Origin of the sequence: uncultured Polaribacter sp. (genome assembly GCF_947497695.1) — a bacterium.
Taxonomy (GTDB): Bacteria; Bacteroidota; Bacteroidia; order Flavobacteriales; family Flavobacteriaceae; genus Polaribacter.
Genome location: NZ_CANMHM010000001.1, coordinates 222312 through 234514, shown reverse-complemented (window position 1 = coordinate 234514; position 12203 = coordinate 222312). Strand labels below are relative to the sequence as shown.

The window sequence follows — 12203 nt, the reverse complement described above, 5'->3', positions numbered from 1 at the left end:
AGACGTATCTTTGCAATCAAGATTAAATAAAAATAAGACGTGAGTTTTAAAAAGCAAGACATATATAAGGCATTAGAAACAATTACTGCTCCTGGAGAAGGTAAAAGTTTAATAGAAAATAATAATGTTACAAACGTTGTTACTTTTGGCGATGAAGTTGAGGTAGATGTGACTATTAACAACCCAACTTTACAAGCAAAAAAGAAAATAGAAACAGAAATTAGCAAAGCAATTAAAACCAATGTTGGTGAGCAAATTACTGTAAAAGTAAACGTAAAAGTAGCAAAGCCAGCTCCTAAAGAAAACCCAAATTTAATTAAAGGTAAACCAATACCTAATATTAAAAATATTATTGCTATTGCTTCTGGTAAAGGAGGTGTTGGTAAATCTACAATTACATCAAACCTTGCAATTTCATTAGCAAAAATGGGGTTTAATGTAGGGGTTTTAGATGCAGATATTTATGGACCATCGCAACATATTATGTTCGATGTAGAAAAGGCAAAACCACTTTCTGTACAAGTAGATGGGCGTTCTAAAATGCAACCCGTAGAAAATTATGGAGTCAAATTATTGTCTTTAGGCTTTTTTACAAATCCTAACGAAGCTGTAATTTGGCGTGGACCAATGGCATCAAAAGCACTAAAACAACTAATTTTTGATGGTAATTGGGGCGAGTTAGATTTTTTACTAATAGATTTACCTCCAGGAACAGGAGATGTACATTTATCAATTGTACAAGCCTTACCAATAAATGGTGCAGTAGTAGTAAGTACACCGCAAAATATTGCTTTGGCAGATGCTAAAAAAGGTGTTGCTATGTTTCAACAAAAAAATATTAATGTACCCGTTTTAGGAATTGTAGAAAATATGGCATTTTTTACACCTGAAGAATTACCAAACAATAAATACTATATCTTTGGTAAAGATGGTGCAAAAAACTTAGCAGAAGATATTAATACCAAGTTTTTAGGCGAAATACCTTTAGTACAAAGTATTAGAGAAGCTGGTGATGTTGGTCATCCTGTAGCACTACAAAACGGAACTATTTTAGAAAAGTCATTTCATGATATTTCTAAAGAAATGCTTGCAGAGTTGATACAAAGAAACGAAAATTTACCTCCAACAGAAGTTGTTAGAATTACAACAATGAGTGGATGTAGTGCCGTGAAAAAATAGAAATTATGACACCACAAGAAACATTAAGTAATGTTGAAAAAGCATTAGATGAAATTCGCCCGTTTTTAATAAGCGATGGAGGCAATATCAACCTTTTATCAATAGAAGATACCATTGTAAAAGTACAATTAGTTGGGGCTTGCAACAGTTGTTCTGTAAACCAAATGACCTTAAAAAATGGCGTTGAGGCAACCATTAAAAAGTATGCACCACAAATAGAAGAGGTTATTAACGTAGCTTAAAATATTTTGGGCGTTCCCTAAAAAGGTCGGGCTTTTCACTATATCTTTTTTTTCGTACCTCAAAAAAAGGATGCCGTTTCAATCCCTAACGCGAATATTGAGATTATAAAAACACATTATAATTTTAATGAGATTTAGAGTTAAAATTGATCAAATATTTATTTTTAATTATTCTAAATAATAATTATATTTGCAACATGGATTTACTATGTGATGTAACTTTTAACATTCAACTTAAAAAACATACTTTTTGCAGCTATCAATTAAAGGTAGATGATAAAATTATGCAATTAACTTTTCCACAAATACTACAATTAAGAGATAAAGTAAGAGCATTAACAACTTCAGAAGCGTTAGAAAATAGTATTCAAAATGAAAATTTTGTATTGTTGTTTGTAGCAGATAGAAAACATTTACTTTTTTTAGAAATACCAAAATTAATAGATTTAAAAGAAGAATTAGATTTTTGTTTCAGTTCTCTTTAAAGGTAGTTAAACTACTATTCCTTTTTATTTAGACTACCTATAAATACTTTTATAACAACTTTTTAACACTATTTTTCTGTATCTTTGGGTAGTTAAATACCTCAATGATATGAAAACAGCCATAAGAAAAGAAATGACAATCCAAACAGAAGTTATGGATTTGTTAAACCAACAAATAGCATTAGAAATGCATGCCTCTGCCACTTATTTAGCTATGGCTTCTTGGTGCGATCAAAGAGATTATACAAATAGTAAAACTTTTTTCTATAACCAAGCAGAAGAAGAGAGAGCACATGGTATGAAAATTTTTAACTTTGTAAATACAACAGGTGGTGCTGCAATTTCTCCATCTATACCAACAGTAAATAACGATTTTGAAAGTTTAACACAAATTTTTGAAGCTTCTCTAGAACAAGAAATTAAAGTTACAGAGTCTATTTATAAATGTTTTAAAGCGGCAAGAAATACAGGTGATTATGCTTCTGAAGTATTTTTACAATGGTTTGTAACTGAACAAGTAGAAGAAGAAGACACTTTAAGAAGTATTTTAGGCATGATCGATTTAATGGGAGATATGCCATTAAAAATGATAGATGAAAGAATCCCTACAGAATAATTTACTGATTCACTTATTGAAAAACCGAAACTTTTTAGTTTCGGTTTTTTTTGTTCAATTTTTAATGTCAGGTTAACAAACATTTCTTATATAATTTTCTAATTCAAAAAAATCAATTCAAAGATTTATAAATTAGTTGTTTTACTATTTTTTATAAAACGTAATCTTAAATGAGTTCTATTTCATATTTGTTCTTTTTCAGACTTTCAAATTTTTAAAAACTAAAAGGTCTTTATTTATTTTGTACTTTAGTAATTACAAAAAGAATAGTAGTTTTATTGCCTTTAAAAGATTACAATTATTTATCAATTATAAAAAATATACCAACTAGGTTTTAGAAACCTAGAAGGAAAAGAGTAAAATGAAAAGAGACGAAATTTTAAAAGCAATAGAAGAAAAGTACGATACCTTAGGCGTTCCTGTAGATTCTATGTTAGAGGGTTTGCTTTGGAGTACACCAATTACCTATTGGGATTATATACAAACAGATGCTCTTTTAGGTTTACAAACACCAAGAACAACACAACCAGATGAAATGGTATTTATCATGTATCATCAAGTAAATGAGTTGTTGTTTAAAATGGTTTTGTGGGAAATAGACCAAGTAGCTAAAACAATTAAAGTTTCTGCAGATAAATTTTCTATGCATTTAGCTAGAATTAGCAACTATTTTGATATGCTGTGTAATTCTTTCAACGTTATGGCAAATGGCATGGAAAAAGAGCAATACTTAAAATTTAGAAATACATTAACTCCTGCAAGTGGTTTTCAATCAGCACAATATCGTAAAATTGAATTTGCATCCACAGAAATCATCAATTTAATAGATGTACGTTATAGAGATTCTATCAACAAAAATTCTTCATTTAAAAATGCATACAATCATTTGTATTGGCAAGCTGCAGGTAAAAATTATACAACAGGTCAAAAATCGACCCTATTAAATCTTTTTGAAAAAAAATATTTAGGAGATTTTATCGATTTTATGGAAGATTATGATGATATTAATCTTTCTAAAAAATTTCAACAACTTCCAAAAAAAGTACAAGAAAACCAAGATTTAATAAAAGCAATGCGTCATTATGATTATACTGTAAATGTAAAATGGGTAATGGCTCATTACAATGCTGCAGGTAAATATTTAGGAGGAAAAGAGAAAGATTTAGAAGCAACAGGAGGCAGTAGTTGGCGTAAATATATGCACCCAAAATACCAACGTAGAATATTTTTTCCATATTTATGGAATGAAGATGAATTAAAAAATTGGGGAACTTTTTAAGTTCATAAAATTCAATTTTAAAACGTTGCAAAATAATAGACCTTATTAGTTAATAAAAGTAAAACTGCTTTTAACAGAACCCTAATATTATCATAAAAAGTCTCTTATAAGCTATTTGTAAATGACTTTTTTTATTTTGGAATGGTAATTGTCATTACTTTTTTATAAGTTTGAATACTATGAAAAAACAAGTCCTATTATTTTTTACTCTATTATTTTTGACAACCACATTTAGTCAAGAAAAAAAAGTAGCTTTTAAAAGCGGAGAATCTTTACGTTATAAAATGAGTTATAGTGGCTTTTTAAGAGCAGGAACAGCAGTTTTAGAAGTAAAAGAAACCAGTTTAAATGGTAAAAAAGTGTTCTACACAAAAGGGACTGGTTGGACTACTGGAATGATAAAATGGTTTTTTAAAGTAGATGATACTTATGAATCTTATTTTGATAAAGACACTATAAAACCTTACCTTTTTAAAAGAAAAATAGATGAAGGGGGTTATAAAAAAAACAGAATAACATCATTTAACTACAATTCTAAAAAAGCTTATACCCAAGATTTTAACAGTCAAAAAGACACTTCTGTTGCATTTGATAAAGTACAAGATGTACTTTCTTCTTTTTATTATTTAAGAAACAGAGATGTTAAAAACATGAATAAAGGAGAGGAAATAGCAATTGATATGTTTCTAGATTCTCAAGTATATCCTTTTAAATTACGATTTTTAGGTAGAGAAGTTTTAAAAACAAAATTTGGCAAAGTAAAAACAATGATTTTTAGACCTTTAGTACAATCTGGTAGAATATTTAAAGCACAAGAAAGTGTAACAATGTGGATTACTGATGATGCTAATAAAATTCCTATTAAGATGAAAGCAGATTTAGCAGTTGGTTCTCTTAGAGCAGAATTAGAGCAATACAAAGGATTAACTAACACGTTTGTTGCTGAATAGTTTTTAAATTTCATTTTTTAAAAAAATAGTTATTACAACTTCATACCTTTAGATACCTAAAAAAAACTTTTTTATTTGTATTTTTGAAAGATATAATTAATGATACGCTTTCTTGAAAAAAACACTCCCCTTTTTACTGTTTATTGCTTTTTTTTTATCTTGTAAAAACACAAGCAAAAGTCCTGATATTAAACTTGAAAAAAAAATACCTGAAATTAGGTTTGGTTATAATTTAGATGATTTTAATGTAATACAAGATACCATACAAAAAGGAGACAGTTTTGGAGCTATTTTAGACAAGCACCATGTAATATCTCCAAAAATAAATAAAATAGCACATACTATTAAAGATGTTTTTGATGTAAGAAAAGTAAGAGTTGGCAAACCTTACACCATTTTAGCAAGTAAAGATTCAATTAAAAAAGCACAAGTTTTTATATACAAACACAATAAAATTGATGCCACTATTGTAGATTTTAAAGATTCGCTAATTGTTGCTAAACTGCATAAAAAACCAATTAAAACAGTTGTAAAAATTGCAGAAGGTGTTATCAATTCTAATTTATCTATTACAATGGATAGTTTAAAATTAAAACCTAACTTAACCTATAAAATTGCAGATATATATGCTTGGACTTTAGATTTCTATAAACTTCAGAAAGGAGATTCCTTTAAATTTATTTACGAAGAAAAGTTTATAAATGACACTTTATCTGCTGGTTATGGAGATGTAAAATCGGCAGTATTTAAACACAAAGGGCAAGATTTATTTGCTTTTAAATTTATGGTAGATTCTATTAAAGGCGTATCAGAATATTATGATGAAAAAGGAAACATGCTTCGTAGTCAATTTTTAAAATCTCCTATTAAGTTTCAATATAGAATATCCTCTAGGTATAATTTAAGAAGAAGAATTGCCTATTATGGAAACAAAATTAAACCTCACAGAGGTACCGATTTTGCAGCCAAAATAGGAACACCAATTTTAGCAACAGCAAGTGGTACTGTTTCTGAATCTGCAAGAAGAGGTGGCAATGGTAATTATGTAAAAATTAAACATAACAGCACCTATTCTACACAATACTTACATATGAGAAAACGTAAGGTAAAAAAAGGACAATATGTAAAACAAGGAGATGTAATTGGTTGGGTAGGAATGACTGGAAATACAGGTGGACCACATGTTTGTTACCGTTTTTGGAAACATGGTAAACAAGTAGACCCTTTTAAAGAAAAATTACCATCTGCAGAACCTCTAAAAAAAAGTATGAAACCTAGATATTTAGAGTTTATAAGACCTTTAAAATATCAGCTTCAAAATAAAGTACTCCCTGCTAAAAAACCAGATGCTATAGAAACTATAGCACAAAATTGAAAATATGGCTTTAAAAAACATCAACCCAACTACAACAACTGCTTGGACAGCATTATCTAATCATTTTAATGATATTAAAAATATCAATATAAAAAATTTAGATAAAGAAGTAAATAGAAAACAAGATTTTTCTCTGAAATTAAACGATTTATCAGTCGATTTTTCTAAAAATAGAATCACAAAAGAAACAATCAATTTATTAGTTAAATTAGCAGAAGAGGTTGATTTAAAAGATGCAATAGAAAAACAATTTTCTGGTGAAATAATAAATGCAACAGAAGGTAGATCTGTTTTACATACTGCTTTAAGAAGTTCATCTGAAGAACCTATTTTAGTTAATGGAAAAAATATAAAACCACAAATACAAGCTGCTCTTAGAAAAATTAAAAGTTTTTCTAACAAGGTAATTTCTGGAAAATGGAAAGGATACACAGGTAAATCGATTACAGATATTGTAAATATTGGTATTGGAGGATCTGATTTAGGTCCAGATATGGTTGTAGAATCTTTAAAATATTATAAAAATCAGTTAACAACTCATTTTGTATCTAATATAGATGGTGATCATGTTTCTGAAATTATTAAAGAATTAAATCCTGAAACAACACTTTTTGTAATTGTATCTAAAACATTTACTACTCAAGAAACCATTACAAATGCAGAAACGCTTAAAAATTGGTTTTTAAAATCTGCAACCATTTTTGATATTCCAAAACATTTTGTGGCTGTTTCTACAAATTTAGAAGCAGTTGTTAATTTCGGGATTGATAAAAGCAACGTTTTTACAATGTGGAATTGGGTTGGAGGTCGTTTTTCACTTTGGTCTGCTGTAGGTTTATCCATCAGTTTGTCTGTTGGTTATGATAACTACAAGGAGTTGTTAGAAGGAGCAGAAGAGATGGATTTGCATTATAAAAATACAGATTTCGACCAAAACATTCCAGTTATTTTGGCCTTGTTAAGTGTTTGGTATAATAACTTTTACGGAGCAGAAACAGAGGCTGTTTTACCTTATTCTCAATATTTAAAAAAGCTACCAGATTATTTACAACAAGCTATTATGGAAAGTAATGGTAAAGGTGTAGATAGAAATGGAGATACAATAGACTACCAAACAGGCACTATTGTTTGGGGTAGCACAGGTACAAACATGCAGCATGCTTTTATGCAATTGGTGCATCAAGGTACAAAGTTAATTCCTGCAGATTTTATTGGTTATAAAGAATCTTTATATGGTTTAACAGATCATCATAAAAAATTAATGGCCAATTATTATGGGCAAATGGAAGCTTTGGCTTTTGGTAAAACAAAAGAAGAAGTGCATTTAGAATTAAAAACTTCTGGTAACGAAGCTAAAATTGAAACCCTTTTACCTTTTAAAGTTTTTGAAGGAAACAGACCAAGTAACGCCATTCTTTTTGATAAATTAACTCCAAAATCTTTAGGAAAGTTAATTGCTTTATATGAACATAAAATTTATACACAAGGTATTGTATGGAATATTTATAGTTACGATCAATTTGGGGTAGAATTAGGAAAAGAATTGGCAAATAAATTATTGAACAAACAATAGTTTTTAATCTTAAAAGATTCTAATTAAAATTTAAAGTTAATATCACATAACAAACATTTAGGTGGTTTATTTTAACAGATAATTTATATATAAATTTGTAACTTTACAGGATTATAAAAATCATAAAAAAATGAAAGAATTACACTCATATTGGGCATATTTAGTACTTGCAATTTTATTATTTACCGTTGTAAATGCAATATTAGGGTTCACACAAAAAAAAGAGTTTAAAGATAAAGATTTAAGACTAGGGTTATTTACCTTAATTTTATCTCATATTCAGTTATTAATTGGTTTGGGTTGGTACTTTATGTCGCCTTGGTTTAAAGCTTTAAAAGAAAATGGTGCAGAAGTTATGGGAAATAAAGCAGCCAGATTATTAGCAGTAGAGCATCCTATTACAATGATTATTGCTATTATACTAATTACAATTGGTTGGTCTAAGCACAAAAAGAAAATTAGAGATAATGCAAAATTTAAAACATTTGCTATTTTTTATGGAGTAGCATTGTTATTAATACTATCAAGAATTCCTTGGAGTAATTGGTTTTAAAATATGAAGTTTTTAAGTTACATATTATCACCAATTTTTGTATTTTCTTTTACGCTTTTATTAATTATTTTTCATCCATTTCAATGGTTGAGTTTTAATTTATTCGGACAAAAAGGACATGCAAAAGTAGTAGCTGCTTTAAATTATTGCTTAGTAAAATCTATGTTAATAATTGGGGTAACAGTTCGTGTAATTAACAAACATAAAATACCAGAAAATACTTCAATTATTTTTGTTGCAAATCATCAGGCAATTGCAGATATTCCACCAATAGGTTGGTATTTTAGAAAGTATAATCCTAAATTTGTTGCAAAGATAGAGTTGGGTAAAGGAGCACCAAGTGTATCTTATAATTTAAAAAAAGGAGGTGCAGCATTAATTGATAGAAATGATTCCAAACAATCTATTAGTGAGTTGATTAAATTTGGAAAAAGAATCAATAAAAATAAATGGAGTGGCGTTATTTTTCCTGAAGGAACTAGAAGTAAAGATGGTGTGCCTAAACGTTTTGCCACAAGTGGATTAAAGGTAATAACCAAATTTAATAAAGATGGTTATATTGTGCCTTTAACCATAAACAATTCTTGGCAAATTTTTAAGTATGGCAAATTTCCTTTAGGTATAGGAAATCCAATTACAATTACTGCACACAAGCCTATTAAAATAGATTCATTACCGTTTGATGAATTGTTAGAAAAAACAGAATCAGTTATTAAAGAACATATAAAATAAAAACAATGTCTATAAAAAATATTAGAAAGGAAGTAATGCTTACGTTAGAGAAAAGTATGGATACTTTTATGGATAAGTATTTAATACCGGCAGAAAAAATTTGGCAACCAACAGACTTTTTACCAAACTCTCAAAAAGATTCTTTTATTACAGAAGTAGAAGAAATTAGAGAATTATCTAAAGAATTACATGATGATTTTTGGGTAGTTTTAGTTGGAGATACCATTACTGAAGAAGCATTACCAACTTATGAATCTTGGTTATTAGATTTAGATGGGGTTTGCCAAGACCCAGATAATAGCTGGGCAAAATGGGTAAGAACTTGGACTGCAGAAGAAAACAGACATGGAGATGTTTTAAATAAATACTTATACTTGTCTGGACGTGTAAATATGCGTGAAGTTGAAATTTCTACACAACATTTAATAGCAGATGGTTTTGATATTGGTACTTCTACAGATCCTTACAAAAACTTTGTGTATACCAGTTTTCAAGAATTGGCAACTTATGTTTCTCATAATAATGTAGCTAAAATTGCACGTAAAAAAGGACACAAAGCATTGGCAAAAATGTCTAAAATTATTGCTGGGGATGAAATGCGTCATCACCAAGCCTATACAGAATTTGTTAAAGAAATTTTTAAGATAGATGCTTCTGAAATGATGTTGGCTTTTCAACACATGATGAAATACAAAATAGTAATGCCAGCAATGCATTTAAGAGAATCATTTGGAGCAAAAGGAAGTTTGTTTGATGATTTTTCTTCTGTAGCACAAAGAGTTGGGGTTTATACAGGTTTTGATTATGTAGATATTCTAAAAAAATTAAATACTGCTTGGGAAATAGATAAGATTACAAACTTAACTCCTGAAGCAGAAAAAGCAAGAGATTATTTAATGAAATTACCAGACAGAATGTATAGAATTACAGAAAGAATTGTAGTGCCTGATACAAAATTTAATTTTAAGTGGATGTTACCCGCTTAGTTTTTTTAATACTACCTAAATGAATGTTTAGTTAAACATATATCAACTCTTCAGATTTTTAAATTTGAAGAGTTTTTTTGATATTTCTTTACAACTTAGATGACTATATAATGGAAAATTCTCACGGAAAAAATGTTTTACTTCTACTTTTAGGTACACTTTTTATAAGTACTTCTGGTGTATTGGGTAAGTATATTGCTTTAGCCCCAGAACTAATTATATTTTGTAGAGCAAGTTTAGCTACTGTATTTATTTATATTTTTTGTAGATTCAAAAAAATCGATTTAAAAATTAGCTCTAAAAAAGATTTTATTTCTTTTTTGGTCAGTGGTTTTTTTATGGCTGCACATTGGGTAACTTATTTTTATGCTTTAAAGCTCTCTAATGTTGCAATTGGTATGCTGTCTATGTTTACGTTTCCTGTAATAACTGCTTTACTTGAGCCTTTTTTTTCAAAGCAAAAGCTAAATCCTGTGCATGTTTTACTTGCTTTTTTAGTTTTGTTGGGTGTGTATATGTTAGTGCCAGATTTATCTTTAGAGAACCAATATTTAAAAGGAATTTTATTCGGAATTTTTTCTGCCTTTTGTTATTCTCTTAGAAATCTGACTTTAAAAAAGCATGTTAAAAATTATAACGGAAGTATGTTAATGCTGCATCAAATGATTATTGTTTCTGTATTATTAATACCTGTATTATTTTTTAGTGATTTTTCTAATATTGAAAGTCAACTGCCACTTTTGGTGTTAGTTGCATTATTAACTACTGCAATTGGCCATACAATGTTGGTGTATTCTTTAAAACATTTTTCTGTGGCTACAGCAAGTATTATTAGTAGTGTACAGCCAATATTTGGAATTATTATTGCCTATATATTTGTAAATGAAGTACCAAGTTTTAATACCTATATTGGTGGAAGTTTAATTTTATTAACGGTTGTTATTGAAAGTATAAGAAGTAAGAAATGATGTTCTTTAATTGTGATTCTGACAAAGGCAGGAATCCATAAAAAACTGTTTTAGATTACTGTTTTACATAGAATGACAATAAGTTGGCAAACAAGTTGTAGCCCAGATTGAAACGGCATCCTTTTTGCTTTTTCAGCAAAAAGATATAGTGGAAAGCTGGAAATAGCTTCTAAAAAAATTAAAATAATTCTTTATTACTGATATCTAAATAATTACGTTTTACAAATGCTAAAACGGTTTCTAAAACTTCGCCCATGTTTTTGCATTTTTTAAACTCTACATCACCAACATATTTTATAAGGTGTTTTTTTAGAAGTGCTACATTTTCTGGAAAAGAAATCGTGTCATTTTTCATACATCTAATAATATGAGCAGTTCTATCTGGAGAGCTAATCATTCTTTTTGCAATATAAGATCGCTCTTCAATTTGATATTGATGAATGGAGCTATTTTGTAATTTTTTGCTAACCATTTCTACCATTCTAAAATTTTCTTTCATAAATTGTAGGTTGTACACTTTTAAGTTTCCTTCAAAAGATTGTTGGTCAAAATCAATGGCTCTAACTTTATAAACAATTTTATCAAAATCGTGAATAGGTGTAATTACGTAATTGTAAGAACGCATATCACCCAAAAGACGAATAAAGCAACGTTCTTTAAATTTTACAAACTCTTTGGCTATTTGAGATTTTTCTAACTCAGTACAGTTTGGAAGTGTATTGGCTATAAAATCATCTCCAGGAATACCAGAAATATGCTCTTCTATTAAAGTGTCTTTATACACCAAATAATTCATGGTATAAGGAGATAGTATATGTTCTAATTCTAAACCATAAATACGAGAAGCATCTGCTTGTTTTACATAAAAATAGGTAAAATTATCATTTAAAATATTTCTAACTTTTATTCTAAAGGGTTTAGAATTACCAAACGTACAGAAATCAATGGCATCAATATTTAAAAACGGAATGGTGTTTTCATTTCCATCAGAATGTAATAATGTGTATATTTTTTTTAGGCTTAAATCTATTTCTATTTTATCAAATTCAGAATAATAAGTACTTACCCAAAGTGTGTCTTTATCATTTTTATCAAAAACAGAAATTGCACCTTGAAAACGCAGTAAATCATCATATAAAATACTAATTTTAGTACTTCTATTATGTTTTTTTAGAAAACCAGCTAACTCTTCATTTACAGGAAAAGTTGGTTTTTTTCTAGAAATTAATTTTTTCTTTTCTTTCATTATTGATGGGGTATTCTAC

At 28.5% G+C, this 12203-nt stretch carries 13 protein-coding genes; 12 read left to right on the top strand and 1 reads right to left on the bottom strand.

The annotated features are described in order from the left end of the window. Positions 1-39 precede the first annotated feature (39 nt). From Q0731_RS01020 to Q0731_RS00965, 12 genes are all read left to right on the top strand, one after another. The gene (locus Q0731_RS01020) at positions 40-1179 is read left to right on the top strand and encodes an Mrp/NBP35 family ATP-binding protein (RefSeq protein WP_299058803.1); all 1140 of its coding nucleotides are present in this window, start codon (positions 40-42) and stop codon (positions 1177-1179) included. A 5-nt stretch (positions 1180-1184) separates the two neighbouring features. Beyond that, positions 1185-1421, top strand: a complete 237-nt coding sequence (locus tag Q0731_RS01015) for a NifU family protein (RefSeq protein ID WP_299058801.1) — start codon at positions 1185-1187, stop codon at positions 1419-1421. A gap of 197 nt (positions 1422-1618) precedes the next feature. Continuing rightward, positions 1619-1906 (top strand): hypothetical protein, encoded by a 288-nt coding sequence (locus Q0731_RS01010; RefSeq protein ID WP_299058799.1) that lies wholly within the window; start codon positions 1619-1621, stop codon positions 1904-1906. Positions 1907-2015: 109 nt separating this feature from the next. Continuing rightward, positions 2016-2522: a ferritin gene (locus tag Q0731_RS01005; protein WP_299058797.1), complete on the top strand. Its 507-nt coding sequence runs from the start codon at positions 2016-2018 to the stop codon at positions 2520-2522. 361 nt (positions 2523-2883) lie between these two features. After that, the gene (locus tag Q0731_RS01000) at positions 2884-3801 is read left to right on the top strand and encodes a tryptophan 2,3-dioxygenase family protein (protein WP_299058795.1); all 918 of its coding nucleotides are present in this window, start codon (positions 2884-2886) and stop codon (positions 3799-3801) included. A 179-nt stretch (positions 3802-3980) separates the two neighbouring features. Then, positions 3981-4751 carry a DUF3108 domain-containing protein gene (locus tag Q0731_RS00995; RefSeq protein ID WP_299058793.1) on the top strand — a complete coding sequence of 257 codons (771 nt, stop codon included), beginning with the start codon at positions 3981-3983 and terminating at the stop codon, positions 4749-4751. Positions 4752-4863: 112 nt separating this feature from the next. After that, positions 4864-6126, top strand: a complete 1263-nt coding sequence (locus Q0731_RS00990) for a peptidoglycan DD-metalloendopeptidase family protein (RefSeq protein ID WP_299058790.1) — start codon at positions 4864-4866, stop codon at positions 6124-6126. A gap of 4 nt (positions 6127-6130) precedes the next feature. Beyond that, positions 6131-7699: a glucose-6-phosphate isomerase gene (pgi, locus tag Q0731_RS00985; protein ID WP_299058788.1), complete on the top strand. Its 1569-nt coding sequence runs from the start codon at positions 6131-6133 to the stop codon at positions 7697-7699. 130 nt (positions 7700-7829) lie between these two features. Further along, positions 7830-8252 (top strand): hypothetical protein, encoded by a 423-nt coding sequence (locus Q0731_RS00980; protein ID WP_299058786.1) that lies wholly within the window; start codon positions 7830-7832, stop codon positions 8250-8252. Between the two features lie 3 nt (positions 8253-8255). After that, positions 8256-8984 carry a lysophospholipid acyltransferase family protein gene (locus Q0731_RS00975; protein ID WP_299058784.1) on the top strand — a complete coding sequence of 243 codons (729 nt, stop codon included), beginning with the start codon at positions 8256-8258 and terminating at the stop codon, positions 8982-8984. A 5-nt stretch (positions 8985-8989) separates the two neighbouring features. Continuing rightward, on the top strand, positions 8990-9970 hold the full coding sequence (locus Q0731_RS00970; protein ID WP_299058782.1) for an acyl-ACP desaturase: 981 nt from the start codon (positions 8990-8992) through the stop codon (positions 9968-9970). Positions 9971-10080: 110 nt separating this feature from the next. Beyond that, positions 10081-10938 (top strand): DMT family transporter, encoded by an 858-nt coding sequence (locus tag Q0731_RS00965; RefSeq protein ID WP_299058780.1) that lies wholly within the window; start codon positions 10081-10083, stop codon positions 10936-10938. 178 nt (positions 10939-11116) lie between these two features. Here Q0731_RS00965 and Q0731_RS00960 read toward each other — a convergent pair whose 3' ends face one another. Beyond that, positions 11117-12184 carry a hypothetical protein gene (locus tag Q0731_RS00960; protein ID WP_299058778.1) on the bottom strand — a complete coding sequence of 356 codons (1068 nt, stop codon included), beginning with the start codon at positions 12182-12184 and terminating at the stop codon, positions 11117-11119. Positions 12185-12203: the final 19 nt, after the last annotated feature.